Consider the following 25,488-nt stretch of genomic DNA (forward strand, 5'->3'; position numbering starts at 1 on the left):
GTCCTCATCAACACTCCCACCGCGCCCGCAAGCCTGCGCTTCGGCGTCAACTACACCCCCCGACGCGGCTGGTTCCACTCCTGGCACGACTTCGACCCGGCGCACGCACGCGAGGACCTGGCGCAGATAGCCGGCCTGGGGCTCGACCACGTACGGATCTTCCACCTCTGGCCGCTACTCCAGCCGAACCGCACGCTCATCCGCACCGCCGCCGTCGACCAGCTGGTGCGCCTGGTCGACCTGGCTGCCGAGGCCGGCCTCGACGTACTCGTGGACGGCATCCAGGGCCACCTGTCCAGTTTCGACTTCTACCCGGAGTGGACCCGCAGCTGGCACCACCGCAACGTGTTCACCGACCCCGAGGCCATCGAGGCCCAGGCCGAACTGCTACGGGTCCTGGGCCGCGCCCTGGCCGGCCGCCCCAACCTCCTCGGCCTCCAGCTCGGCAACGAGCTCAACAACCTGGTCGAACACAACCCGGTCACCCCCGACCAGGTGGACCACTACCTCGACACGCTGCTGACCGCCGCCCGCTCCGGACTGGGCGCGAAAGGCCTGGTCACCCACTCCGCGTACGACGCCGCCTGGTACGGCGACGACCACCCCTTCACCCCCGAGGCCTCCGCCCGCAAGGGCGACCTGACCACCGTCCACCCCTGGGTGTTCTCCGCCGACTGCGCACGCCGCTACGGCCCCCGCTCCCCGCAGGTACGGCACCTCGCCGAGTACGGAGTCGAACTCGCCAAGGCGTACGCCACCGAACCGGCCCGCCCGGTCTGGGTCCAGGAGACCGGAGCGCCCGAGCCTCACATCCCCGCGTCCGACGCCCCGGACTTCGCCCGCGCGACCGTCCTGAACGCGGCCGACTGCACGGACCTGTGGGGCGTGACGTGGTGGTGCTCCCACGACGTCGACCGCTCCCTCACCGACTTCCCGGAACTGGAGTACACCCTGGGCCTCTTCGACTCCACGGGCCGCACCAAGCCCATCGCCTCAGCTCTCGCCGACGCGGTGGCAAAACTGCGCACCGGCTCCCACCGGGCGCAGCCCCGCGACACCGCCCTGGTCCTGGACTGCACACCCGCGACCCGTTCCGTGTCCGGCCCGGGCGGCGCGTACTTCGAGGAGTGGATGCGGCTGCGGATCGAGGGGGTACGCCCGGCGGTGGTGAGGGCGGCATGGGCGGATGATGCGGGGTATTTGAGTGCGCGAGGCCTCAGGGAACTCATTCGGATGCCCTGACTTCACCTGACGTACTGGCACCGCGGCCCCATGACCCCTGTCGCGCAAATCGTGAACACACGGCGGAGGAATGCCCTTCAGGCACTCAAACGAGCGCTGCGTGAACACAAGCGGGAGAAGTGCTCACGCTGTGCGACTCACCCTGGGTCCGCCCCCGCCCCGACCCGCCCTCGCGGTCGCGCACCGGCGACATCGACATGGTGGCCAGGCGCCCGTGGCCAGCGGCTCGGCGCTCGTTACGTCGGTGGGCTCCGCCCACGTCCGGCCGCCGTCACGGGACACCCGCATCGTCATGAGCGTTACGGGCTGTTCATCGTCCGCGGTCACCGGTGCTCACCATGCCGGGTGATCTCCACATTGGTGTCTGTCGCGGCCGAGTAGTCGCCGTGCCGACGGGCCACTGTCCGTTGCCCGACAGCTGGCCGTGCGGGTGGGCGTGACGAGGAAGACCATCGATCGATGGCTGGCGGATGAGCACCTCGTACCTCATGCGCGGAACCGCATTGACGCCGCGCAGGCGTTGGGAGTGGACGAAGAGATGATCTGGCCGCTGACAGTGAAGGACCGACTCAAGACCGGCACCGAGTTACTTGTTCCCTGGTGTCTGAGCTGGGACTCCGAGGCCTACCTGATCTGCTCGGCGGCGAACCGTCGGACAGCACTACAGCCACCCACGCTTTGTCGCGTTAACGCCGGCTTGGAACCTGCTGGCGGCATCCAGCCGCTCCATCAGATGAGCCATCATGCGGCGGACGGTTCGTAGAGATACCCCGAGTCTCCGGGCTGCGGCCTCGTCGGTGTCGCCGCCGGCGGCCATCCGCAGCAGTTCTCTTTCTGTTGGGGTGCAACCGTCCTGGTCCCGCGGGATTTGCTGACCGAAGGGCAGTCCGACTTCCCAGACCTGTTCGAAGAGTGCGTGCAGCGCCGCCACAATGCCGGGACTGCGCACTTCCAGGGCAGCAGCGCGGGGGTTGTCGGCTTGGGCCGGCACCACCGCGATCTTGCGGTCAACGATGACCATCTGGATCGGGACGGTCGGCACGGTGCGCATCTCGCTACCGAGCTCTATGAGCCAGCGGGCGTAGGTGAGCGTTTCGGTGTCGTTGCGGAAGCTGTCACGGCAGACCGCGCGGATCGTGACACCCCGTGCGAGGGCCTCCTCGTTGAGTGACGCGGCAGCCTCGCGGGCTTCGGGCCGATGGGCGCCGCCGGGATTGAGAGAGAGGCACTCGAACTCCGTGGCGCGCTGCAGCTCCTCAAGACGGGTCCGGATGGCATCCAGCCCGTCGTGCCGAATCGCTCCGTCAATAGGCCAGGCGCTGTGGTGCTCGGCGGTTATGGAGGCTATCTCCGCGCGGGCTTCTTCAACTTCCACTTGTCGTGATGCCAGGCGCGCCTCGGCCGAGGCAAGCAGCTTTGCCAGTCCCACGTCGGGACTTACTGGCCGAAGTTTTCCGTCAAACTGAGCGGAGGGCTTGAGCAATGCCAGTTCGGCCAGTTCGTCCAGCGCAACCCGCACTTCGGGGTCTGTCAGCCCGGTGTCCGTGGCTAGCGCGGTCACTCCATGGTCTCGATGTTGAAGCGCGGCTCGGTAGACAGCTTCCGCATTCGAGGACAATCCGAGTAACTGCAGCATGGCACCCCCGTGAGTCAGCCCTACAGACTGAAGAAGATTGACATACGGGGCCGGGGAAGTCTCCCTTCCGCTTTACCGGGTCTTGGCCAGTGCGCCTACGAACCTCGTGGCTCCAAGGTGCCAAGCACCTTGCGGACAGTGACCAACCAGTGACACGGCTGGTGCCCATGGGTGAGTCTTACGTCATCGGCCGCAACACCTGATTCTCGGGCGGAGCGGAAATTCTTCGTAGTCCAACTGTCACTGAAGGGTGGAGTTTGTCATGTCCCGAGTCGCCGCCGTGGTGATCGCATCTGTCGTTCTCCTGACCGCAGCTGGGACCGCCCCGGTCGCTGCCCTCGAAGTAGCGGAAACCCAGCGTGTGGTGGCCGGCGACGGGTTTGGCTGGAGTGCCCCGCAGGACACCGACAGCGCGGAGAGGGCCGCCTGACATGCCGTGCCCGGATCCGGCCGGCGGGCACATTCCGGGAGACTGTGATGCACATGATCACGATGCGGCTGGTCCATCCACCCGTGGCGCCCAAGACCCCGGACAAGCCCTCCGAAGTCCTCATGGCGCAATGCACACCCGCCGACGGCGTCGAACACGTCTGGGCGCGGACTCACCAGGGCCACATTGACCTGGTCTTCTTCGTCCTTGCGGAGTGCGAAGCCAACGCCCTGCTCTCCGCCCGCGCCGTCTGCGAACGAGCCCTTTCGCACGAGCCGGCCCTCGCCTCCTGGCAGCTGTCCATCTGACAGGCCCTCAAGGCCTCCTCCACGCCGCTGCGCATCACAGCCCGACCGATCCGAGAAAGGAATTCGACCCATGCTCGAAACAGCCGACGCACCACCCGCACTCGACCACTCCGTCGAGCGACGTCACATCGGAACCTTCCAGGTCCCCGACGAGGTAAATGACCTGGGCTTCCCCCTCCCGGGTGTCCGGCTGGAGAGCACGAATGTCACCGAAGGGGACGGCACCAATGGGGTAACCCGGATTACCCGCATCACCACAGGACCGGGCATCACCGACTACGTCACCCACGAGCAGGAGTTCACCTACTCCACCTACGGCATCCACGTCGGCCAGGACGACCGGCTCACGTTCTTCGGCGAAGGCCAGCAGATCAGCGTCCACCTCATCGACTGCCGCGAGGACGTGGACCAGCCCGGCGCTGAGATCACCATCGAGCTGGCGGTGTCGCCCTATCGCGTGCTCATCATCCCCAAGGGCGTGGCACACACCCTCGACGGCCTCGGCGGTGTCGTCACCCGCGATGAGCCCGTGTGGTACGCGGATGCCAACCCCCACTGGGAGCCGGACAACGACCTGATCTCCTTCTCCCGCTCCTCGGATTCCGCCCCGGTCGTGCAGACCAATCGCCACCAACTGCCGGTGGCCGCCCACCTGCTGATGTCCCGCATGGCGCAGCGGACCAACGCCTTGTCGCACAACGCCTACGCCGCCCGTTACCGCGTCTCCATCGGCGGCAAGACCACCTATGCCATGGTTCGCCCGGACTGGCGCGTCGCTGAGATGAAGCAGGACACGCATGGCCTGGCCAGCGAGAACAACTTCGTCCTGACCGGCCCCGAATCCTTCACCGTGGTGCCCTCGACCGACACCTGCACCTCGGACGCCTGGGAAGTGCAGCTGAACGGCACGCCCGATCAGTTCGTACGCCACGATCACTCCCGCCGCCGCCTTACCTGGCTTGCCGGCAGCACTGACGCCCAGATCGAGATCGTGCACGCCGACGGCGAGCACTTCGTCATCGACCTCGGTGACCCCACGATCGGCGTCGCGATTCCCCCCGGCACCTGGTACCGGCTGATCGGACACGGCCGCATATGGCTCCGCGCCGAGATGGAGCTCCTCGACCGCCCCTGGGGGCCCGAGCACCGCCTCGGCAATGACGTCACCACCGCGGCCGTATCCGAGATCGGCCCCAGCAGACCTGCGCAGGACAGCGACCGCTACCTGCCTGGGCCCGCCTTCCACGCGCTCGCGCGAATGGAAGCGCAGGCAATCGCCCTCACCAACCGAAAGGAAGGCTGACATGACCATCACCGCCACCGAGGCCACCGCCTGGAAGACCGAGCTCGAGACCATCACCGCCGACGTCGCGGACCCGGCCAGCCGCGCGGCACTCGAGAGCCTCCACTCCGCGCTGGAGGGCTACTTCGAGAACCCGGTGCTCTTCCGCAGCGTCCTCGGCAAGATCGCCAAGTCGATGATCGACCCGGAGACCGAGGAGCAGATCACCGGCCAGGCCTTCCAGAACCTGGACGAGTTCAAGGCGGCCCTGCCGGCGGGCGTCACCGTCACGACCGTCCAGTAAGCCCGCTCCGTGCGCGGGTGGGTGCACCAACACGGCGCACCCACCCGCGCGCACGTCCAGGAGGAACCGGCATGCCCGCACTCCCGAAGCCCCAGCTGATGCTGACCAAGACCCGCACCACCGGCCCGGACGCCGGCTTCCCGGGTGCGCGGCACATCCGCTCGTCACGCAACGACCGGCCCTACCACTACATGGTCCACAGCCCGCACTTCGCGTACGAGGAGTACGCCATCCACCTCGGGCAATACGACCGGCTCTCCTTCTACGGCGAGACCGGCGCCATGCCCGTAAAGGTTCACATGTACGACTGCCGCGCAAATTCTCCGGAGTACGACCGGAAGCTGGAAGTCGATGTGCCGACGGACGGCTCTTGTGTGCTGGCCATTCCTCCTGGTTACGCCCACTGGTTCGAAAACCTCGGCTGCGTCACCACGCGCAACGACTACTCGGTCCTGGCCCCGGAGGACTCCTCCTCCCCCTGGAACCCGCTTGAGGACAACGCCACCTACTCGGTCACGGAGATGCGCTCCTCGCGGCCCGAGGTCATTGCCAACACCACCGAGCTTCCCTCCCCCGCGCAGTTCCTGATCTCCAAGGCCGTGTCCCGCAGCTGGCAGGGTGGTGCCACCGAGCAGGGAGTGCTGGGTACGGCCACCATCGGTGACCAGGAGATGCGGTACTTCGTCGACCGGGCTCTCGCCCAGCCGGACCTGCCCACCTCAAAGCTCGCCACCGTGTCCGCCGAGGTCGGCTCCTACCAGGCCATCCGCGACGACTCGTTCGGCATCGGCGCCAACGTCTCCAGCGGCCTGGCTGACACCATGGTCTTCCCCTACACAGCCGAGTGGCCGGGGTACTACAGCGTGCACCCCAACCTCACCCTGAGGCTCTCGCCACTGCTGTATGACAGCCCTGAGGTGGAACTGCACCTCATCGACCGGCGCACCGACTCGCCGACGTTCGGCGCCGAGGAGGTCCTGCCCTTCCCCTCCGACCCTCGCACCGTGGTGCGGATCGAACCAGGGGTCATGATGCGGGCCCGCGGTGGCGGATTTCTGCACTACCGGGTCGAGTTCGATGTGCATAATGCGCGGTCGGGGCTGCCGCAGCTCTTCGTACCCGTTCCCGAAGGCGGTCCCTTGCCGAGCTTCGATCCGCCCGGCGACGTGCTGAGCGACGATGTCGTACGAGAGTTGGCCTATCGGTGACCGATACATCGCAGCAGCCCACACAGACGAAGAAGCAGGCGCCGGCCTGGCCCCGGTGGCTGGGCGCACTGCTGGCGTTCTATGTGGCCCTCACCCTCGCTGCGGCGATGAGCGAGGGTGTCTACGACATCGCCTTCGCGAACCTGGCGCTGGACCTGTCCGGCCTGGTCAGCACGATCGGCATCGTGTACTGCGTGGGATACGGCGTCGAAGTCGTCGCCTCCCTTGCCATCGGCCCGCTGCTGGATCGACGGGACGCGGGGCAAGTCCTTGTCGTCTCCTACCTCGCCAAGATCGGCATCTTCGTGCTGATCGGCTTGAGCTCGTCGTTCCTGTCGTCGCACCTATGGACGATCGTGATCGCGGCCGCAACAGTGGACTTCATCCACCAGGTCGGTGAGATGGCGCTGTTCGTGCTGCTGCCGCGGCTCGTAGACGCCCACACCCTGGTCAAGGTCCAAGGCATCGGGGCGACCGCCCGCTCCGCCGGCGAGATCCTCTCCCCCGTCGTCGCAGGCCTGGTCATCTCCCTGCTGCCCGGCGCCCGCGGACTGATCGCTGCGGCGGGTTTTCAGATCCTCGCCTTGGCGTTGTTCGCCTGCGTCCTGGCCGTCGCGCGGCACACCGGACTACGAACGAAGCCCGATGCCACCGCGGAGCAAGAGTCCGAGGACGACTCTGCCGACCCTCGCGCCCTGCCGTCACGCCGTGAGGTGGCCGGCACGATCCTGTCCAGCCGGCCCTGGCACCGTTACCTCATCTTCCACGCTCTGACCGTGCTGGCTCTCTCCACGGTGATCCTCTCGTGGATCCCCCTCATGCGAGAGACGCTGGACATGTCCGCCGCCGCGGCCGGCACCTTTCTCGCCTTCTCCACCGTCGGAGCCCTCCTCGGCGGACTGGTCGTGGCCAAGTCCGGACCGGAGCGCATCTTCGCGAGCATGCGCTGGGCCCCAGCCCTTGCCGGTGTGGGCACGCTGACCGCAGTGCTCCTCGGCTCCACTCGATGGCCGCTGGCCCTTGGCCTCATCTTGTTCGGCCTGGGCTTCACCGTCTATCTCCGATCCGCCGGCCTCGTCGTCCAGCTGCACGCCCCGATCGCCGTGCTCGGCACCTGGAACGGTCAGCTGGACGCCGTCATCCGCGTAGTGAGCGCGGCCGGGATCCTGTCCGCCGGCTTCCTCTTCGATCTGGTCGGCGGGCACGCAGTTTTCGTCAGCCTCGGCTTCGCCCTGCTCGTATCGGCTGCGCTGTGGACTCGTTTCGGCCAAAGCGACCAGAGGGACCTCTCCGCTACTCCCCTGCACGACAGCAAGGCTGTGCCACCAGCGCGGGACGAGTAGCCGCGCGCGGCATCGACGTCGCCCCTGTCCAGGTCACCGCCTGCGTCATCGATTGGGGCCGGAGACAACACTCCCGGAGTGACGCGGGTCAAACCAGATGCCCCTGGAGGGCGACGATCACGACCAGGGCCGCCAAGCAGGCCACGGGCCCGAGCAGGGCGAACCGCACGGATCGCGCGAGGCGGCGGACGCCGGGGGCGAGGGACGTTGGGCACGTTCCGTTGCGAGAGGCGGGAACGGAGGGCTGCCCCTACGCACATCGGAGCCCAAACACAGGGACGGCCAATTCCAGGAGATCAGTACGTTCTGGCTAGGGCGCCCGGGCCTCAGGAGCGCGCAAGGAGTCCGCGTTCCAGGGCGACGACGACGGCGCGGGTGCGGTCACTTACGTCGAGTTTCGCGAAGACCCGTAGAAGGTGCGTCTTCACCGTGGCCTCCCCGATGACCAGGCGACGGCCGATCTCCGCGTTGGACAGGCCGTCGGCGACCGCCTTCAGCACCTCCCGCTCGCGGGCGGTGAGCACGACCGGTTCGGGGCGGCGCATCCGGGCCACGAGACGCTCCGCGACCTTGGGCGCGAGGACCGTCTCACCGCGCGCTGCCGAGCGGATGGCGTCGGCGAGCTGCTCGCGGGTGGTGTCCTTGAGGAGGTAGCCGACGGCGCCGGCCTCCACGGCTCGTTCGATCTCCATGTCCGTGTCGTACGTGGTGAGGATCAGCACCCGGGTGGCCACCGGCAGGGCGACGATCTCGGTGGTGGCGGCCACGCCGTCGAGCACCGGCATGCGCAGGTCGAGGAGGGCCACCTCGGGGGCAAGCCGCTTGACGAGGGCGACGCCCTCGCGGCCGTCGCTCGCTTCGCCGACGATCTCTATCGTGGGCTCGTTGGCCAGCAGGGCGATGACTCCGGCGCGCATCACGGCGTGGTCGTCGACCACGACCACGCGGATCCGGTCGTACGCGGTGTCGGTCATGGTCAGTCCTGACTGTGCGTGGGAAGGCTGGCGAGGACACGGGTGCCGTCCCCGAGGGAGCTGGTGACGGCGAGTTCACCGTCGAGCTCGGCCAGCCGTCGGCGCATGCCGTCGAGGCCGAAACCTTGGGAATCCTCGACGACGAACCCGCGGCCGTCGTCGGTGATCTCCAGCTCGACACCGCCCGCGAGTTCGGTGAGGACGACGCCGACGGTGGAGGCGCCCGAGTGTTTGCGCACGTTGGCGAGGGACTCCTGCGTGCAGCGCAGCAGGGCGACGCGGGTGCGCTGGTCCAGGTCCATGTCGGGCAGTTCGGCGGTGACGGTGAGGCCGGTGTCCTGGACGAAGCGGTCCAGGGTTCTGCGCAGGGTGGTGGCCAGCGAGCCGGGTGCGACGCCGCTCTCGGGGGCGGAGCCGACGAGCACCCGGGCTTCGGCCAGGTTCTCGCGCGCGGTCTGCTCGATGGAGGTGAGCTGCTCGGCGCAGCGCACGGGGTCGGTGACGGCGGCGGCGCGGGCGGCCTCCGCGAGCACCACGATGGAGGCGAAGCCCTGGGCGAGGGTGTCGTGGATCTCCCGGGCGAGCCGTTCGCGCTCCTCGGCCGCGCCCTGCCGCTGATACACGGCCGCCAACTCCTCCTGGGTGACGGCCAGTTCGGCGGTCAGTTGCTCCTGGCGCTCGTTGCTCTGGCCTACGAAGCGGTGCAACCACAGCCCCAGACCCACCCCTGCGGCGTAGGCGACGACGGTGAACACGGCGTTCCCGGTGAGGAATTGAGGGCTCCAGCCCTGACCGAGCGTGCCGCCGATCACGGTGAGGGCCGCGGCGGCCCCGCTGAGCGTGATCGCGTCCCGCGGGGCGCGGGTGAAGAGCCAGAACTGCGGCAGGGACACCACGTAGAAAGCGGCCCCGCCGCCCAGAAGGTAGGACGTCGCGCCCAGGACGAGCGCGAGGACGGCGAGGTAGGTACGGGGAGGCAGGACGGGGTCGTCCGGTCGGGCGAGAACGACGGTGTGGCACAGCGCGATCAGGGTGAGCAGGCCGAGCATCCAGTACTTCAGGGCTGACGACTCGTCGAACACGGCGATGGCCGGGGGCAGCAGGCCGAACAGGATCCAGCCTGCTGCGTTCCAGCGGCGGATACGGTCCGGGGTGAGCCGGTCGCCCGGCTGCTGCTGCCACTGATTCACGGCGATTCACCTCGTTCGTATGGGAGTTGAGGGGCCGGCGGCCGAGTCGATCAGCCTACCGATTCCAGGGGGCGAGGGGCCTGTTCGGTGCTGCGGCGGGCACGGCGCACTCCGCGCGAGGGCCACCAGTTGGCCTCGCCGAGCAGGAGCATCAGGGACGGCAGAACCAGCATACGGATGACGAAGGCGTCCAGGAGGACGGCGACCGCGAGGCTGAAGCCGATCTGCTTCATCTCGATTATGTGCAGGGCCGCGAAGCTGGCGAAGACCGTGACCATGATCACGGCGGCGCTGGTCACCACGCCGGCCGAGCTGCCGACGCCCTCGATCACGGCCTTGCGGGTCGGGACTCCGCGCAGGGCGGCCTCCCGGACCCGGCTGATCACGAAGACCTGGTAGTCCATCGACAGGCCGAACAGGATCACGAAGAGGAACAGCGGGACACGGGTGCCGATCGAACCGGTGGAGGTGAAGTCGACCAGGCCTTCGGCCCAGGTGTGCTGGAAGACCATGACGAGAATGCCGAGCGAGGCGGCGGCGGAGAGGAGGTTGAGGAGGATGCCGACCAGGCCGAGGACCACGGAGCGGAACGCCCAGACGGTCATGGCGAAGGTGACCAGGAGCAGTGCCCCGATGATGAGGGGCAGCTTCTGTTCCTGGTGGGCCGGGTAGTCGGTGTAGCGGGCGACGTCACCGGTCACCGCGGTCTCGGCACCCTTCACCTGGCCGACGGTCTCAGGGAGGTACGTGTCGCGGATGTCCTTGAGCGACGACTGGGCCTTGTCGCTGCTGACGTGGTGCGGGACCTGTAGCTGGAGCATGCTGATCCGCTCGTCGGGCGACGTGGTCAGCTGGGAAGTGCCGCTCAGGCGCGGGTCGTCCTTGACGTCGGCGGCGAGTTCGCGCAGGGCGGCGGTCACCTCGGGCGAACGGTCGGCGTCGGCGCGGACGACGACCTGGTGCATGGACTTCAGCTCCGGGTAGGCCGCGTTCAGCCGGTCGTAGACCTGCATGGTGGCGATGGAGCGGGAGTGTGTCTCGCGGCCCATGTCGGTGAGCTTGAGGCCGAGGACCGGAGCGGCGAGGGCGAGCAGCGCGACAACGGTGACGGTGAGCGCGGCGACGGGGTGCTTGGCGACGGGGCGCAGCACCGCGGCGGTCAGGCGGCCGGGGCCGGTCTTGTGCGTCTTCTGCTTCTTCGGCGCGAGCCCGCGGGCTGCCCGGCGCTCGGCACGGCGCTCGGCGCGCATGCCCAGTTTGGCGAGGAGGGCGGGCAGCACGGTCAGGGAGCTGACGACGGCGACGAGGGTGACGAGGACCGCGCCGGTGGCGATGGACGAGAAGATGACGTCGTCGGCGAGGTAGAGGGTGGCGCTGGAGACGGCGACCGCGAGGCCGGAGATGACAACGGCCCGGCCGGACGTGGCGGCGGCGAGTTCGACGACGGCCTGCGGGCTCAGTTTGCCGCCGGCGCGGGCTCGTTCCTCACGTTCGCGCTTGAGGTAGAAGAGCGTGTAGTCGACGCCGACCGCGAGGCCGATGAGCAGGATGATGTTGGTGCTGATGCCATTGTCGGGGAAGACGTGTGAGGCCACCATCGTCAGGCCGACGGCCGCGGCGATCGAGGACAGGGCGAGCAGCAGCGGTACGAGGGCCATCGCCACGGAGCTGAAGACCAGCAGCAGGGTGATGAGGGTGACCGGCAGGGCGATCATCTCGGTACGCGCGAGGTCGTCGCCGCGCAGCTTGTCGACGCCCTTGCTGATGGAAGGCGATCCGGTCTCCTCGACGCGCAGCCCGGGGTTGGCCTTCTGCACGGCCGCGGTCTGCTCGAGCAGCGGGTCGACGTGCTCCTTGCCGTCCAGCTCCGGGCCCTTCATGGTGACGGTGACCCGCACCGTCGTGTTGTCCGCGCCGCGCACCGGGTCGGTGACGGAGAGCACCTCGGGCAGCTTGCCCATCCGGGCGGCGACGTCGGCGGCGGCCGAGTCGGCCGCGGCGATGTCGAGCTTTCCGGTGCCCGGCTTCGCGGTGATCAGGACGTGTTCGACGGGGCGCTGCTGTAACCCGCCCTCCGCGGCGATCGCCTCGCCGCGTCCTGCCTCTCCGATGCGGAAGTCCTCGGTGGTCGCCGCGTTGGTGCCGACGGTGATGCCGATACCGAGGCACAGGACGACGAACACGAACCAGCCGACGATGCTCCGCCAGGGGTGGGCGGCGCTCCAACGAGCCATGCGTACGGGAAGATTCTTCATGTCATCCATGCTCTTCGTCGGGGGTGTGGTGCCGACAGCAGCGACTGGTTGAACTTGAGGTCCACCAACTGGTGGACCCCCGTCCGGCGAAGAGACCGGATCGCTTCAAGGACGCGGGCTCACTTGGCCCGGCCGCACGTGCTGCGGGGTCGGCCACACCTTGGGTACGACGGTTGCCGTGGCGGCGCGTTCCGCTGCCGCGGCGGGGGCCGGGGCGAGGCCCGGCGCACAGAGAGCCAGGGCAGCCAGGAGGTCGACCATCACCGGCTTGAGCGCCGGTATCCGGTTCAATGTTTTATCCATCGGGGGGCATGGCGGTTGATGGATTCATCATGGGGCAAGACCTCGGCGGACGGGTTTACGGGGCCGGAACCAACCGTGTCTGGCGGCGGGCCGCGTGTTCGGTGCGGCAGCCCGTGCCGCACTCGACGAAGCAACTCTTCCCGTGGACACGAGCAACAGCTGAACGAAGTACGGAACACGCCGCGGACACAGGCCCTGCGAGGTCGCGGGCGCACGGGCGAAGCGGGATGGCGCTCGTGCCTTTCGTCCGGTCAGCGACGGCTCCACAGCTGATTGCTGCCACCCCAGCACTCCCATAGCTGGACCTTCGAGCCGTTTGCCGTACGGACGTTGCTCACGTCGAGACACTTGTCGGACAGGTCGTTGGTGATCGTTCCGTCCGTCGTGAAGGACCAGCGTTGGCTCGGCGTCCCGTTACACGTCCACAAGATGACGCGCGTGCCGTCGGCGGTGCCGTTACCGTCCGCGCCCAGACACTTGCCCGCGATGCGCAGCTCACGAGCCGCGGTGTAGGTGTACTGCTGGCTGGGGTCGCCGGTACCGCAATCGTAAATCTGCTGTTGTGTGCCGATAGGCCCGTTTCCGGTGTTGTCGAGGCACCGGCCGGAGCCTCGTCCGACAATGAGGCTCGAGCCGCTACCCGCTTTGGATCTGGTACCCGCTTTGGAGTCTGTGGCCGAGGGCGACGGCGAGACGCCGGAGTCGACCGAGGGCGACGGCGAGACGCCGCTGGGGACGGGCATGGGCGCTTGAAGGGGTAGGGAATCGAAGGGCCAGGCGGCATCGGGGGATGAAGAGGGGAAAGGGGAGATATCGCGTGCGGCCGACGTGGACGTCGGCTCCGACGGCGCGCTGCTGAGGACGCCGACCACCGCCGTCACGGCCAGCAGCATCACAGCGCCCACCGCCCAGGCCGGCCGTCTCCGCAGGGACGCTCGCCACCCCGCGATCTTGCGCTGGTCTTCCTGGTGCGTCGGCCCGCCCGGGCCCCGCTCGCCTGCGATCCTGCGCCGATCCAGGTACTCTCGCCCACCCCAGCCCAAAACTCCCGTGGCCAGCACGACGGGCAGCTCGTCGGACAGCGTCAGGCATGCCGCAGTCTCGCTGCACCGCGCGCACGCCGCCAGATGCCGCTGCAGGTCCTCCGGCGCCCACGCCTCCGGCGACCGCGTCGCCGTCTCCAGCAGTCCCAGGTAGCCACGGCACTCCTCATTCGAGTCCGCCACGTCGGCCGCGTACACCCCCTGACAGCACTCGCGGAATGCTTCTCTGACCCGGGTGACCTCCCACTCCCTGGTCTCCTCCCACGGCCTGCCTCCGGCGTCGCTCTTGGTGTGCAGTCCCTCGACCTCCACCGCCCAGAGCAGCTCCGCGTCCGCCGTCGGCATCTGCTGCAGTGCCCGCAGCGCGAGCGGCGGCTGTTGCGGGGCGATGGGCTGCTGCGCCGCCCGCTCATACAGCCAGATGCTCAGCTCCGTGCTGAGAGGCTCACCTCGCCCCTGCATCTGCCACCTGTCCGCCATCTCGAGCACGGCCATCAGTAGCAGTGGCAGCCACGGCAGTTGTACGCCCTGCCGCCGCCACTCGATGCCCAGCGTGAATGCCTCGTACGCCAGCTGCGCGGCCTTCGCGGGGCTTGTCGTGCACAGGCTGGCGTAGCACAGGACCGCTTCCCGGTACTCCTCCGGGAGCTCGTCTCCGGACTTCGCCTCCGGCACTGAGACCTGGGGCAGCGCCGGAGGCAACGACTGGTTGGTCATGGAAGTACCCATTCTGGAAACGTGCATCGACTGCGTTGCAATGGTGAAGCTCCGACAGCCGAGGGACCGCCGGTGGGAAACGCCACGTGACGACTGCCAGGCGATCGACGGCTGATTGAGGGTCCTACGAAATATCACTATGCGACAAGAGTGAGCAAGGGGGTGTATGCGGCCTTTGTGACGTTCATCCGTCCGACTCCAGCGAACTCGGGGCACATCGGCGGCGGAACCGGGGGCAGCTCACCCAGGGCGGATCGGGTCGGCGAGGGTGTTGCCCCACTCCTCGGGGCTGGGCGCGGAGGAGTGGGGCGGGCGGGGGCAGGGATCAGGCGCCGAGCGCCCGGGCGACCAGGGACGCGTACGCTTGGTGTCCCTTGGTGTTGGGGTGGTAGGAGTCGTTGAGCGCGGAGGCGCCGACGCTGGCCGGGTCGGTCAGGAACGGGTCAGAGTCACAGATGCCGTGTCCGTCGAAGAACGGCTGGGCGTCCAGGAACTGGACTCGGCTGCCGGCCTGCTTCACCGCATCCTGGATCACCTTGTTGAGCTCCACGGCGGCGGCGTTCATCTGCTTGCGCACCTCCGGGTAGGGGTTGAAGCGGTTCTGGGTGAAGGTGCAGCTCGCGTTCACGTCGAACAGCTTGGGGTAGCCGGGGACGATGAGGCGGGCATTCGGTGCGGCGTCCAGGACCTTCGCGTAGGTCGCCGCCAGCTGCCCCGCCAGTTTCGGGTCGCGCATGGCCTCCACGGACCGGGTCAGTCCGAGCCCGCAGGCCTCCGCCCACGGCTCGGGCGCGGCGCAGGTGGCCATCGCGGTGGCGAACTTGACGTCGTTGCCGCCGATGGTGAGCGTCACGAGGTCCGTGTCCGCGCTCAGTGCCGCCAGCTGCTTGTCCACGACGTCCTGCGAGACCGCCCCGGCGCACGCGGCGAAGGTGAAGCTGCCGATGAAGCCCTGCGGCCCGCCGTACTCCTTGGCGACCTGGGGGCCGTAAGCCTGCTCACTGCGCTGGCAGTTGCCGTTGTGGTTGACCGAGGCAGGCGGGTTGATCACCTTCAGGTCGGGGCCGGGCGCCGTGATCGTGCCGTCGTTGGGCAGGTACGGCCCGGCACCGGTGCCTGCCGAGTAGGAGTCACCGAGGGCGACGTAATCCTTGCGTGTCGCCTCTCCGACGTCGGCGGAGGGGGCGGGGGCAGCTCCGGTGGAGGGCTGGGCCGACGGGGTATCGCCTCCGAGGGCCACCATCAGGATGCGCGCCGCGTCCCGGCCGTCGTTGATCGGGAGGTTGTAGACGGTGACTGAAGGGGCGCTGCTGTCGCGGTAGACGGCGCTCATCTTGCCCCAGCTGCGCATGGCGTTCACGTCCTCGCCGCTGAGGGTGTGCGACTGGAAGTTGTTTATGGCCTTGCCGCCGGCTTGGGCGATCTGGCGGATGCGCGTCGCTTCCGAGATGCCGACGATCAGGGTCTGGACCCCCCTCGCCGCATCCTTGACAACAGGTGCCTTCCCACCCTGGGGGCACATGGACTGTACGGCGTTGTCGAAGGCCTGGTTTCCGAGCTGGACGTCGGTGAGTCCCCGGTCGGCATACTTCTGCCCGGCCAAGGCGTCGTATCCCTCGGGGAAGTAGTAGGTGTCCTTCTCCTTCGGCTCCGGCGCCTTGCCGTCCTCTGTGAGGAGGTACCTGTACCCGGGACTATCGGGGAGTGCCGTGCAGGAGAGCTGCGTGACGTACAGGTTGCTGAGGTTGACCACCACGGACAGCGTCCATCCAAGCTCCGGGATGATGTTGATGGTGACGGTCTGGTCCGACTTGGGGTTGGTGGTGTAGACGGGCCTCCGGTTGCCGTCTGAGGCGACGACGATCTGGGCTTGGCCGAGCATGGCCTGCAGCTCCTTGATGAAGGCGCCGTAGGCCGTGGCCCCCTCCGGCCCGTCGCCGAGCTCCCAGTTGGCCCGAAGGTTCTCGTCGGCGGCATCGGCCTGCTTCTGCAACTGCGGGAGCACCAGGGCGCCGCCGCCCAGCAGCATGGCCCCGGCGAGGAAGAGCGCCAGGAACTTCCCGCTGAGCCATCGGGGGCGGCGTCTGCGCGCGCGGGCGCCGGGCGTCGGCCCGGCGCCCGTTATCGGGGTCTTTTCCATTCGTCTACTTCCTTTGCGCCTTCGAAGATGCCCCCGGAAGAGCCGGCCTTCGCCAGGCCCGCCGGGCTTCGGCCCGGAGGCCGGTGCCGGTCACCTCGGGGCGGTCCGAGGCCGATGAAGCGACATCTCGCCGCGTCCATTACAGGGGACCCTGGGGCCTCAAGCGGCTTCAGAGTTCGCGCAGGTTATCAGCTGCCACTGATGTCACATACCCCTGTCATCGGGCAATGATTAAGCCCTTTCAACCTCCCCAAGAAAGCTGGGCAGTTGCGCCGACAGGCGAGAAAAACCCCTGGTAGATGAGTTTTCGACCAAAAGGAGCCCGCGCCCACTAGAGGCTTCGCATACCCGTCCCCCCGTCCAGGCTGGACGCGCCCAGCCCTGCCCCCTCCCCGTAGCCCGCCCGCGTGGACACCGCCGCCACCTCGACACCCGAGACCACGCCTGAACGCAGACCGGCAGGCCCCGCCCACCTTCACCCGCCCACGCAACGTTCATCCGCACGCCCGATTCCGGCCAGTTTTGACACACCACACCTTCACAGTTACGCGCGTTGCGTTCACAAATCCCCGCGAAGACGCCGCGCGCCTGGTGCGGGTCCGCCGACGCTTCAGGGCAGGCGTGCCCTCCGGGGTTGGGCAGCCCGTCTCTGCCGAACAGGGACGAGGGCACGTACGTACATGAAGTGCCGATCCCGCATCTGCGGTTGGCGGACTTCAGGGAGTCGAAGCCACGGCACAGGGTCCGGTCGGTGCACGGGACACCCCGCCACCCCTGTGGCACAGGACACACTCACCCGCAGCGCACTGCGACGCCTCCGCCAACGCGCTCAACAGCCTTTGGTCACGGTCGTGTTGCCCGATGCGCGGCCTGACGGGAACCCTCGGCCTGGATCTTGAACGCTCAACAATACCCGCCGGTTGGGACAAATGACCCTGGTGACGGAAGTGCGACTCCGCCGACCATGCGGCCTGTGAGGTTGCTGTGACTTACCGGGGCTGGTGTGACACGGCCCGCGTACATCCCACCGACCTCGCCGGTGTCCAGCCGGAAGCAACTCCTGGATGCGCACGGCGTCGTCCGCCCCCCGAGCGGACGACGGAGGCATCGGAAGACAGAAGACATCGGAAGGGGGCGAGCACACTCCGCCCTCCATGCGATGCCTCGCACAGATCACTGAAGCACCGACTGCCCGTTGGGGGCCGAAGCGGCCATCAGCCCTCGATCGACAACCAACAACGCCACGATTCAAGGAGCAACCATGGAGATGACCCCAGCCTCCGGCGCCGGGCGGGCGCCCAGCGCCCGCGCTCACAGACGCCGTTCCCGATGGCTCAGCGGGAAGTTCCTGGCGCTCTTCCTCGCCGTGGCGACGCTGCTGGGCGGCGGAACGTGGTTCGTCTCGTCCCAGGAGCAGGAGGCGAGCGCCGCCGTCGACGACGGCAAGAACTTCCAGTTCCCGACGGAGAAACTGGATACCGCGATCGCCTACTGGATGAGCCGGGGCTTCCCCGCCGGCAGGCGAAGCGACCGGATCGACATGAGCGACCCCAACGACCCCACGAACGCAGCGACAAACCGGGTCGGCCACATCATGCGCGGCGGCTTCTTCCTCGACGCCGCCAACGGGGATCTCACCAATTTCATCCGGAGCATCCCCGGGACGCAGGAGCCGCAGCTCCTCGAGTTCGACATCAACATCCGGCCGACCCGGGGCACGAATCGCGGTGACGAGCGGATCGTCCGGGACGAAGTCAATGGCTTTATCTTCTACACCCCCAACCACTACACGGACTTCCACCTCTACCAGTACCTGGAGGGCCCCAACGCATCGGACGTGACCATGCCCGTGCCGGCCCCCGTGTGCCAGGCGAGCGGGAGTGGCTTCACCTGCCCCAATCCCACAGCAGGTGCCGCTGCTGTGCAGGTCACGGAGGAGACGCCCACCGCCGAGGAACTGGCCGACCAGCCCGCCGAAGGGCCGGAGACCCCCGGCGCCAACAGCAACGACGCCCCCGTCAACAACCCGGAGTTCGAAGCGACGAACAGTGATCTCCTGGGGATAGCACAGCAGCAGGGCGACAACCAGGCGTCGGAGTGGGCAGTCCTCATCACCGCACTCTGGAAGCTGTTCCTGGACCCCAGTAGGAGCAGCCCCAAAACCGAGCTTTGATCGCTGACCTGACCTGATCGCTGACCTGACCTGCGGAATCAGGGCCTCTTGGCAGCTCGCGGACGTCGAAGTCCACGAGCACCGGGGGCCCTGATTCCTTGCTCCTCCACGAGAGCCAGAAAAAACGCCAAAAAATCTTGGCCGGCGATGTCGAGAACCCGTGACCGGCTCCGTCCCCGAGGTGAACGCGCCCACAATGGGTCGCACCGGCACCGAGGAGAACCACCATGGCCAAGTACCTGCTGCTGAAGCACTACCGCGGCGCCCCGGCTCCGGCCAACGACGTGCCGATGGACCAGTGGAGCCCGGAGGAGATCTCGGCCCACGTGCAGTACATGAACGACTTCGCGGCCCGGCTGGAGAAGACCGGTGAGTTCGTCGACGGCCAGGCGCTCGCCCCCGAGGGCACGTGGGTCCGCTACGACGGTGAGGGGCGCCCGCCGGTCACCGACGGCCCGTTCGCCGAGACCAAGGACCTCATCGCCGGCTGGATGGTGATCGACGTCGACAGCTACGAGCGCGCCGTCGAGCTGGCCGGGGAGCTGTCGGCCGCCCCTGGGAAGGGCGGGGAGCCGATCCACGAGTGGCTCGAACTGCGCCCGTTCTACGGCGTGTCCCCCACCATCACGGAGTGACCTACGAGGTGAACCAGGTGAACGAGGTCCTGCTCAGGAGCCTCACGCCGAGTGTGCTCGCCATCCTCGTCCGCCGCGGAGCCGACTTCGCGGCGGCCGAGGACGCCGTGCAGGACGCGCTCATCGAGGCGGTCCGCGTCTGGCCCGCCGACCCGCCGCGGGATGCGAAGGGCTGGCTGGTCACCGTGGCCTGGCGCAAGTTCCTCGACGCGACCCGGGCGGAAGCCGCCCGCCGCCGGCGTGAGGACCTCGTCGACGAGGAGCCGGCGCCCGGGCCCGCGCCCACGGTGGACGACACCCTCCAGCTCTACTTCCTGTGCGCCCACCCGTCGCTGACGCCGTCGTCCGCGGTCGCGCTCACGCTGCGCGCCGTCGGCGGGCTGACCACCCGCCAGATCGCCCAGGCCTATCTGGTGCCCGAGGCGACCATGGCGCAACGGATCAGCCGGGCCAAGCACACCGTCTCCGGCGTGCGGTTCGACCAGCCCGGCGACGTCGCCACCGTGCTGCGCGTCCTCTACCTGGTCTTCAACGAGGGCTACTCCGGCGACGTCGACCTCGCCGCCGAGGCCATCCGGCTCACCCGGCAGCTCGCGGCCGCGATCGACCACCCCGAGGTGGCGGGGCTGCTCGCCCTCATGCTGCTCCACCACGCCCGGCGCGCCGCCCGGACCGCACCCGACGGCAGCCTGGTGCCACTCGCCGAGCAGGACCGCGGCCGGTGGGACACGAAGTCGATCGCCGAGGGTGTCGAGATCCTGCAGGCGGCCCTCGCCCGCGACCGCCTCGGTGAGTTCCAGGCCCAGGCCGCCATCGCGGCACTGCACGCCGACGCACCCGCCGCCGAGGAGACCGACTGGGTGCAGATCGTCGAGTGGTACGACGAGCTCGCCCGCCTGACCGACAACCCGGTCGTCCGGCTCAACCGTGCGGTCGCCGTCGGCGAGGCCGACGGACCGCGCGCCGGCCTGGCGGCCCTCGCGGCGCTGGACGACTCACTGCCCCGCCACACCGCGGTGGCGGCCTACCTCCACGAACGCGACGGCGACCTGACGACGGCGGCACGGCTGTACTCCGAGGCGGCCCACAAGGCACCCAACCTCGCCGAACGCGCCCACCTGACGCGCCAGGCTGCCCGGCTCAACGCCCGCCGAAGTCGCTGACGCACTTCAGGCAACGCACACCAGCGCCTCCGCCATCGCCCGCAGATTCACCTGCCCCCGCCCGTACGAGCACACGGCACCGCCGTCCGGCAGACCCGTCGAAACGCGGACCACATCCGTACGCCCGGCCAGCAGCGCATCCCGGAGTGCGGCCTGCCAGGGGTGCAGCCCGGCGTCGTACGTGGCGACCACCAGCGGCGCGTCCTCGGCCCGTCGCAGGATCTCGGCGGCGAGGCCCGCCACGTCCGCCGGAGCCCGGGTGACCACCGTCCCCGTGGCCGTGGGGTCGAGGGCGCGTACCTCCGTCAGCAGGTCCTCGCCGCCCCAGTTGAGCGCGGGATGCGGTGGTGGGAAGAGGTCGACGACATGGGCGCCCCGTACATGCGGCGCAGGCGTCCGTACCGCCCGCCGCGCCGCCTCAAGGCCGGCACCGGAGTCCCACCTGGCGACCGCGTCCGAAGCCACCGGCTCCGCATACCGCTCAGCCAGCCGCCGGACCCGTCCCGCGGCCTCCTGCACCCTTTCCATCGACAGCGCGCCGCTGCCCACCGCGTCCAGCACCGCGTCCCGGCAGCCGACCGTGACCCCCAAGTCCGGTACGGCGACGATGACTTGATCGGCCCCGGCCTCGAGGGCGAGCCGCGCCCCTGCCGCCTCCCCGTAGCTGTCCGCGATCGCCTTCATCTCCAGCGCGTCGCTGACCAGAACCCCGTCGAAGCCCAGCTCATCACGGAGCAGGCCGCTCAGAACGCGGGGGCTCAGCGTGGCCGGACGGTCGGGATCCAGCGCCGGGAACACGACATGGGCGCTCATCAGCATCGGCACCCCGACGGAGATCGCGGCCCGGAAGGGGTCGAGGTCGAGCTCGTCGTACGCCCGTGGGTCGACGGCCACATCGTGGTGGCTGTCGGTGACGGTGCCCCCGTGCCCCGGGAAGTGCTTGGCGCAGGAGGCGACGCCGCGCGCCTCCGTCGCGGTGATCCAGGCGCGCAGATGCCGGGAGACCAGCTGGGGATCGGCGCCGAAGGAGCGGGTGCGCACGATCGGGTTCAGCGGATGGTGCTGAAGGTCGGCGACGGGGGCGTACGAGGCCGTGATGCCGAGCGAGGTCAGATGTCCGGCCAGTGCGTCGGCGCACAGGGCGGTGAGCCGGGTGTCGTCCACGACGCCCAGGGCGAAGGAGCCGGGGACTTCGGGGGCGCCCGCGCTCACCAGGTGCCCGATGCCGCCACCCTCGTTGTCGATGGCCACCAGCAGATCGGGGCGGAAGTCCCGCAGCGCGTCCGTCAGTTCGCGGACCTGCTGCGCGTCGCGCACATTGCGGGTGAACAGGATGACGCCGCCGAGGCCACGGTCGATGAGCCGCTTCAGGGTGTCGGGGACGGTCGTGGTGCCGTCGAATCCGGCGACGAGACAGCGGTGGACGGCCTCGTCCAGGTCGGGAGGGAGGGCCGGACCGGCGTACGTGTGCTCGGTGGGGGTCACGCCGGGAATCCTGTGGTTGACTCAGCCGAAAGTCAATGATGTGGATGGATGGTCGATTCAGCCATCCGTCGCCCCTCACAGCCCTGCCCCCGACCGCGTCACGCTCCGTCCCCCTCCACACACGGAGCACTCGGCACAGAGACGTAAACATCCACCCGTGGCCACATTCGTCACGCAATCCCCACACATCACAAGAATGAATGTTCAAGGAGCGCGTGTAACTTGCTTCCATGAACGACCGGAAAGCGGACGTCCGCTTCGGATCCCGGCCCGTGCGCCTCGCTGACCTGGCAAGTCTCGTACGCGCCCCGGCCGCGCTGAGTGTGCCGGGCGACATACTCGCGGGAGCCGCCGCGGCGGGACGCCCGCTCGGACCGCGGACGGTAGGCACGATGGCCTCCTCCGTCTGTCTCTACTGGGCCGGAATGGCCCTCAACGACTACGCCGACGCCCCCGTCGACGCCGTCGAACGCCCCCAGCGCCCCGTCCCCTCCGGCCGCGTCCCACGCCGTACGGCCCTCTCCCTGGCCTGCGGTCTGACCGCCGCGGGTCTCGGACTCGCGGCCCTCTCCGGCGGTCGCCGCGGACTCGGTGTCGCGCTGCCGCTGACGGGGCTGGTCTGGGCGTACGACCTGAAGCTGAAGTCGACGAAGGCCGGGCCCGCCGCGATGGCCGGGGCACGGGCCCTGGACGTGCTCGCGGGCGCGGTGGCGGCCGGTGGGGCGAGAAACGGGTCCACGGGGTCCGGCAGGCGTGGGCTCGTGCCGGCGGCCCTGGTCGGGCTGCATACGTACACGCTCACCGCCCTCAGTCGGCACGAGATCTCCGGGGCCCCGGCGCGACTGCCCGCGACCACCCTCGGGGTGTCGGCCGCGACCGCGCTCGCGGCAGCGGGCGCCGCACCCTCCAGGTCCGGGCGACGCCCTGACGCCCGTACCGCCGCGGTCGCCGCCGCCGGAGCGCTCGGCTATCTCGGTACGTACGGACTGGCGCAGGTCAGAGCCGTACGGAAGCCCTCGGGGGAGAACGTACGGCGGGCGGTGGGAGCCGGGATCCTGGGCATGGTGCCGTTGCAGGCGGCGTTGACCGCGCGGGGCGGGGCACCCGGCGTGGCGGCGGTGCTGGGGGCCGTGCATCCGCTGGCGCGGCGGCTGGCCCGGCGCGTGTCACCGACCTGACCCGAAGAGCAACCTGAAAGCGACCCGAAAGGGACCCGAGGACGTCACTCATGGATCTGCGATTCGGCTACGGCACCAACGGTTTTACCAACCACCGGCTGAGCGATGTGCTCGCCGTGCTCTCCGACCTCGGCTACGACGGCGTGGCGCTGACGCTCGACCATGGGCACCTCGATCCGTACGCCGATGACCTGCCGCGTCAAGTCGACAAACTGGCAGGGGAGTTGGCGTGGCACGGGCTCAGTGTCACGGTCGAGACGGGGGCGCCTTATTTACTCGACCCGTGGGGCAAGCACGAGCCGACGCTGATGTCTCAGGGGGCGCAGCGGCGCGTCGATCTGCTGCGGCGGGCGATCTGGATCGCCGCCGACCTGGGTTCGCCCACCGTCCATCTGTGCAGTGGTGCCGCGCCGAAGGGGCTGCCGGAGGAGGACGCGTGGAAGCGGCTCACGGCAGGCATGGAGACCGTGCTGCAGACGGCGGAGGCCAACGGCGTCGCCCTCGCCTTCGAGCCGGAGCCGTACATGTTCGTCGACACCGTGGAGCGGTGCCTGGAACTCGGCGAACGGCTCGGCGGGCATGAGCTGTTCGGGATCACGCTGGATGTCGGGCACGCGCACTGCGTCGAGGAGATCCCGCTACTGGAGTGCGTACGGCTGGCCGCGCCCCACCTGCTGAATGTGCAGATCGAGGACATGGTGCGCGGTGTCCACCGGCATCTCGAATTCGGCGACGGCGAGATCGACTTCGTCCCGGTGCTGGCCGCCCTCGGCGAACTCGGGCATCAGGGGCTGGTCTCCGTCGAGATCCAGGGCGGCTCGCTCGACGCGCCCGAAGTCGCCCGCCGCTCCATCGAGTTCCTCCGACGAACAGCAGCGAGAACACCGAAGGTTCAGAAAGAGCAGAGAGAGCAGAAGGCACAAGAGGCAGTACAAGAAGCGCAAGCAACACAGTAAGCACAGAGAGCGCGACCATGATCTCCGGCATACCTGAACTCCGTACGGTCCTCGAACCCGAGGCCCGCGCCTGGCTCGACACCGCCGTCGACCGCATCATCGCCGATCCCACCGCCATCGGCGCCCTCTTCCCCGCCGTCCGCCGCCGCTGCGGCCGGGCCAGGATCGACGGCCACTGGACCATCGACGAGGCCGCCCGCGCCGTACTGCTCACCGCCCTGCCGCTGCACGACCCCGCGCTCACCGAAACCGTGGGAGCGCTCCACCGGCACGGCGACCCGGCCGAGCAGCGGGCCGTACTGCGCGCGCTGCCGCTGATCGACGACGAGGGACGCTTCCTCTTCCTGGTGCGGGAGACACTCCGTGGCAACGACACGACGCTGATCGAGGCCGCCCTCGGACCGTACGCGGCGAGACACCTACCGGACGACGAGTACCGGCAGGCCGTCCTGAAGTGCGTCTTCTACGAGATCCCGCTGAGCCGTGTCGCCGGACTCGACGAGCGCGCCGACGCCGAACTCGCCCGGATGCTGGCCGACTTCGCACGCGAGCGGATCGCGGCCGGACGCGCCGTACCGGAGGACATCACACCCGTCATCCGGGCCTTCGCCCCCGCCGATGACCGCCCCGCCGCCCTCGATGGAGCCTCCTGAACATGCGCATCTTCGATCCCCACATCCACATGACCTCCCGTACGACGGACGACTACGAGGCGATGTTCGCCGCCGGGGTGCGTGCCCTGGTCGAACCGGCCTTCTGGCTGGGCCAGCCCCGTACCTCGCCCGAGAGCTTCTACGACTACTTCGACTCGCTGCTGGGCTGGGAGCCGTACCGCGCCGCGCAGTTCGGCATCCAGCACTTCTGCACGATCGCCCTCAACCCGAAGGAAGCCAACGATCCGCGCTGCATGCCGGTGCTGGACGAGCTGCCGCGCTATCTCGCCAAGGACCGGGTCGTCGCGGTCGGTGAGATCGGCTACGACTCGATGACCAAGGAGGAGGACGAGGCCCTGGCCCGGCAGCTCCAGCTCGCCATCGAGCACGAGCTCCCGGCCCTCGTCCACACCCCGCACCGCGACAAGGAGGCGGGCACGCGGCGGACGCTGGATGTCGTACGGGAGTCGGGGATCGCGCCCGAGCTGGTCGTGCTCGACCACCTCAACGAACTCACCGTCTCCATGGTCCTCGACAGCGGCTGCTGGGCCGGGTTCTCCGTCTATCCCAAGACGAAGATGAGCGAGGACCGGATGGTACGGATCATCCAGGAGCACGGGAGTGATCGGGTGCTGGTCAACTCGGCGGCGGACTGGGGGCGCAGCGATCCGCTGAAGACCCGTAAGACCGGTCTCGCGATGCTGGCGGCCGGGTTCGCGGCGGACGAGGTGGACAAGGTGCTGTGGCGCAACCCGGTCGCCTTCTACGGGCAGAGCGGACGGCTGGACCTCGACCCGGTCCTGGACGAGCCCAAGCCGGACGAGTCCGCCACCTACCAGGGCAACTCCATCAAGCGCGGCGGAGAGTGAG

General features: G+C 68.9%; 21 protein-coding genes. 14 read left to right on the forward strand and 7 right to left on the reverse strand.

The genetic code is table 11. The features are described 5' to 3' along the window. Nucleotides 1-6: 6 nt before the first annotated feature. A complete protein-coding gene (locus IEZ21_RS31250) occupies nt 7-1,242 on the forward strand; it encodes a glycoside hydrolase 5 family protein (protein ID WP_189325272.1) in 1,236 nt (411 codons plus the stop codon). A 661-nt stretch (nt 1,243-1,903) separates the two neighbouring features. Here the strand turns inward: IEZ21_RS31250 and IEZ21_RS31255 are convergent. After that, entirely contained in the window at nt 1,904-2,878 is a 975-nt protein-coding gene (locus tag IEZ21_RS31255) for a LuxR C-terminal-related transcriptional regulator (RefSeq protein WP_189325220.1), read from the reverse strand. 262 nt (nt 2,879-3,140) lie between these two features. On the opposite strand from IEZ21_RS31255, the gene IEZ21_RS31260 reads away from it, so the two are divergent. The 6 genes from IEZ21_RS31260 (at nt 3,141) to IEZ21_RS31285 (ending at nt 7,753) form a co-directional block, all read left to right on the forward strand. Continuing rightward, nucleotides 3,141-3,308: a hypothetical protein gene (locus IEZ21_RS31260; protein ID WP_189325221.1), complete on the forward strand. Its 168-nt coding sequence runs from the start codon at nt 3,141-3,143 to the stop codon at nt 3,306-3,308. Nucleotides 3,309-3,355: 47 nt separating this feature from the next. Further along, a complete protein-coding gene (locus tag IEZ21_RS31265; RefSeq protein WP_246568319.1) occupies nt 3,356-3,616 on the forward strand; it encodes a hypothetical protein in 261 nt (86 codons plus the stop codon). A gap of 70 nt (nt 3,617-3,686) precedes the next feature. Continuing rightward, on the forward strand, nt 3,687-4,919 hold the full coding sequence (locus IEZ21_RS31270; protein ID WP_189325223.1) for a hypothetical protein: 1,233 nt from the start codon (nt 3,687-3,689) through the stop codon (nt 4,917-4,919). Between the two features lies 1 nt (nt 4,920). Continuing rightward, on the forward strand, nt 4,921-5,202 hold the full coding sequence (locus tag IEZ21_RS31275) for a hypothetical protein (protein WP_189325224.1): 282 nt from the start codon (nt 4,921-4,923) through the stop codon (nt 5,200-5,202). A 71-nt stretch (nt 5,203-5,273) separates the two neighbouring features. Beyond that, nucleotides 5,274-6,410: a hypothetical protein gene (locus IEZ21_RS31280; RefSeq protein ID WP_189325225.1), complete on the forward strand. Its 1,137-nt coding sequence runs from the start codon at nt 5,274-5,276 to the stop codon at nt 6,408-6,410. Then, nucleotides 6,407-7,753 carry an MFS transporter gene (locus IEZ21_RS31285; protein ID WP_189325226.1) on the forward strand — a complete coding sequence of 449 codons (1,347 nt, stop codon included), beginning with the start codon at nt 6,407-6,409 and terminating at the stop codon, nt 7,751-7,753. Before IEZ21_RS31280 ends, IEZ21_RS31285 begins: the two co-directional genes overlap by 4 nt. A gap of 326 nt (nt 7,754-8,079) precedes the next feature. Here IEZ21_RS31285 and IEZ21_RS31290 read toward each other — a convergent pair whose 3' ends face one another. From IEZ21_RS31290 to IEZ21_RS31310, 5 genes are all read right to left on the reverse strand, one after another. Then, on the reverse strand, nt 8,080-8,727 hold the full coding sequence (locus tag IEZ21_RS31290; protein ID WP_189325227.1) for a response regulator: 648 nt from the start codon (nt 8,725-8,727) through the stop codon (nt 8,080-8,082). A 2-nt stretch (nt 8,728-8,729) separates the two neighbouring features. Continuing rightward, a complete protein-coding gene (locus tag IEZ21_RS31295; RefSeq protein WP_189325228.1) occupies nt 8,730-9,917 on the reverse strand; it encodes a sensor histidine kinase in 1,188 nt (395 codons plus the stop codon). Between the two features lie 50 nt (nt 9,918-9,967). Continuing rightward, nucleotides 9,968-12,172 (reverse strand): MMPL family transporter, encoded by a 2,205-nt coding sequence (locus tag IEZ21_RS31300; RefSeq protein ID WP_189325229.1) that lies wholly within the window; start codon nt 12,170-12,172, stop codon nt 9,968-9,970. Nucleotides 12,173-12,726: 554 nt separating this feature from the next. After that, the gene (locus tag IEZ21_RS31305; RefSeq protein WP_189325230.1) at nt 12,727-14,247 is read right to left on the reverse strand and encodes an RICIN domain-containing protein; all 1,521 of its coding nucleotides are present in this window, start codon (nt 14,245-14,247) and stop codon (nt 12,727-12,729) included. Between the two features lie 313 nt (nt 14,248-14,560). Further along, entirely contained in the window at nt 14,561-16,375 is a 1,815-nt protein-coding gene (locus tag IEZ21_RS31310; RefSeq protein WP_189325231.1) for a GDSL-type esterase/lipase family protein, read from the reverse strand. Nucleotides 16,376-17,636: 1,261 nt separating this feature from the next. On the opposite strand from IEZ21_RS31310, the gene IEZ21_RS31315 reads away from it, so the two are divergent. The 3 genes from IEZ21_RS31315 to IEZ21_RS31325 all read left to right on the forward strand — a co-directional run bounded on the left by IEZ21_RS31315 (nt 17,637) and on the right by IEZ21_RS31325 (nt 20,346). Next, a complete protein-coding gene (locus tag IEZ21_RS31315; RefSeq protein WP_189325232.1) occupies nt 17,637-18,548 on the forward strand; it encodes a hypothetical protein in 912 nt (303 codons plus the stop codon). Between the two features lie 227 nt (nt 18,549-18,775). Next, nucleotides 18,776-19,183: a YciI family protein gene (locus tag IEZ21_RS31320; protein ID WP_189325233.1), complete on the forward strand. Its 408-nt coding sequence runs from the start codon at nt 18,776-18,778 to the stop codon at nt 19,181-19,183. A 17-nt stretch (nt 19,184-19,200) separates the two neighbouring features. Further along, on the forward strand, nt 19,201-20,346 hold the full coding sequence (locus tag IEZ21_RS31325; RefSeq protein ID WP_189325273.1) for an RNA polymerase sigma factor: 1,146 nt from the start codon (nt 19,201-19,203) through the stop codon (nt 20,344-20,346). A 6-nt stretch (nt 20,347-20,352) separates the two neighbouring features. On the opposite strand, the gene IEZ21_RS31330 is transcribed toward IEZ21_RS31325, so the two are convergent. Further along, nucleotides 20,353-21,831 carry a glycoside hydrolase family 3 protein gene (locus IEZ21_RS31330; RefSeq protein WP_189325234.1) on the reverse strand — a complete coding sequence of 493 codons (1,479 nt, stop codon included), beginning with the start codon at nt 21,829-21,831 and terminating at the stop codon, nt 20,353-20,355. 230 nt (nt 21,832-22,061) lie between these two features. Between IEZ21_RS31330 and IEZ21_RS31335 the strand changes: the two genes are divergently transcribed. The 4 genes from IEZ21_RS31335 to IEZ21_RS31350 are packed head-to-tail and all read left to right on the forward strand — an operon-like array spanning nt 22,062 to nt 25,487. Continuing rightward, complete coding sequence (locus tag IEZ21_RS31335; protein WP_189325235.1) at nt 22,062-23,009, forward strand: SCO3242 family prenyltransferase; 948 nt, start codon at nt 22,062-22,064, stop codon at nt 23,007-23,009. A 50-nt stretch (nt 23,010-23,059) separates the two neighbouring features. Next, on the forward strand, nt 23,060-23,965 hold the full coding sequence (locus tag IEZ21_RS31340) for a sugar phosphate isomerase/epimerase family protein (protein ID WP_189325236.1): 906 nt from the start codon (nt 23,060-23,062) through the stop codon (nt 23,963-23,965). Nucleotides 23,966-23,982: 17 nt separating this feature from the next. Beyond that, nucleotides 23,983-24,618 carry an EboA domain-containing protein gene (locus tag IEZ21_RS31345; RefSeq protein ID WP_189325237.1) on the forward strand — a complete coding sequence of 212 codons (636 nt, stop codon included), beginning with the start codon at nt 23,983-23,985 and terminating at the stop codon, nt 24,616-24,618. 2 nt (nt 24,619-24,620) lie between these two features. Beyond that, the gene (locus IEZ21_RS31350) at nt 24,621-25,487 is read left to right on the forward strand and encodes a TatD family hydrolase (RefSeq protein ID WP_189325238.1); all 867 of its coding nucleotides are present in this window, start codon (nt 24,621-24,623) and stop codon (nt 25,485-25,487) included. Nucleotide 25,488 lies beyond the last annotated feature (1 nt).

This window comes from Streptomyces flaveus (genome assembly GCF_014647675.1).
GTDB classification, from domain to species: domain Bacteria; phylum Actinomycetota; class Actinomycetes; order Streptomycetales; family Streptomycetaceae; genus Streptomyces; species Streptomyces flaveus.

What these genes read in the sequence shown, in the direction of transcription:
- IEZ21_RS31275 (WP_189325224.1), top strand. Translation starts at nt 4,921, where the DNA reads ATGACCATCACCGCCACCGAGGCCACCGCCTGGAAGACCGAGCTCGAG.
- IEZ21_RS31335 (WP_189325235.1), top strand. Translation starts at nt 22,062, where the DNA reads ATGAACGACCGGAAAGCGGACGTCCGCTTCGGATCCCGGCCCGTGCGC.
- IEZ21_RS31310 (WP_189325231.1), bottom strand. Translation starts at nt 16,375, where the DNA reads ATGGAAAAGACCCCGATAACGGGCGCCGGGCCGACGCCCGGCGCCCGC.
- IEZ21_RS31255 (WP_189325220.1), bottom strand. Translation starts at nt 2,878, where the DNA reads ATGCTGCAGTTACTCGGATTGTCCTCGAATGCGGAAGCTGTCTACCGA.
- IEZ21_RS31290 (WP_189325227.1), bottom strand. Translation starts at nt 8,727, where the DNA reads ATGACCGACACCGCGTACGACCGGATCCGCGTGGTCGTGGTCGACGAC.
- IEZ21_RS31340 (WP_189325236.1), top strand. Translation starts at nt 23,060, where the DNA reads ATGGATCTGCGATTCGGCTACGGCACCAACGGTTTTACCAACCACCGG.
- IEZ21_RS31300 (WP_189325229.1), bottom strand. Translation starts at nt 12,172, where the DNA reads ATGAAGAATCTTCCCGTACGCATGGCTCGTTGGAGCGCCGCCCACCCC.
- IEZ21_RS31315 (WP_189325232.1), top strand. Translation starts at nt 17,637, where the DNA reads ATGGAGATGACCCCAGCCTCCGGCGCCGGGCGGGCGCCCAGCGCCCGC.
- IEZ21_RS31345 (WP_189325237.1), top strand. Translation starts at nt 23,983, where the DNA reads ATGATCTCCGGCATACCTGAACTCCGTACGGTCCTCGAACCCGAGGCC.
- IEZ21_RS31305 (WP_189325230.1), bottom strand. Translation starts at nt 14,247, where the DNA reads ATGGGTACTTCCATGACCAACCAGTCGTTGCCTCCGGCGCTGCCCCAG.
- IEZ21_RS31260 (WP_189325221.1), top strand. Translation starts at nt 3,141, where the DNA reads ATGTCCCGAGTCGCCGCCGTGGTGATCGCATCTGTCGTTCTCCTGACC.
- IEZ21_RS31265 (WP_246568319.1), top strand. Translation starts at nt 3,356, where the DNA reads ATGCACATGATCACGATGCGGCTGGTCCATCCACCCGTGGCGCCCAAG.
- IEZ21_RS31280 (WP_189325225.1), top strand. Translation starts at nt 5,274, where the DNA reads ATGCCCGCACTCCCGAAGCCCCAGCTGATGCTGACCAAGACCCGCACC.
- IEZ21_RS31320 (WP_189325233.1), top strand. Translation starts at nt 18,776, where the DNA reads ATGGCCAAGTACCTGCTGCTGAAGCACTACCGCGGCGCCCCGGCTCCG.
- IEZ21_RS31270 (WP_189325223.1), top strand. Translation starts at nt 3,687, where the DNA reads ATGCTCGAAACAGCCGACGCACCACCCGCACTCGACCACTCCGTCGAG.
- IEZ21_RS31350 (WP_189325238.1), top strand. Translation starts at nt 24,621, where the DNA reads ATGCGCATCTTCGATCCCCACATCCACATGACCTCCCGTACGACGGAC.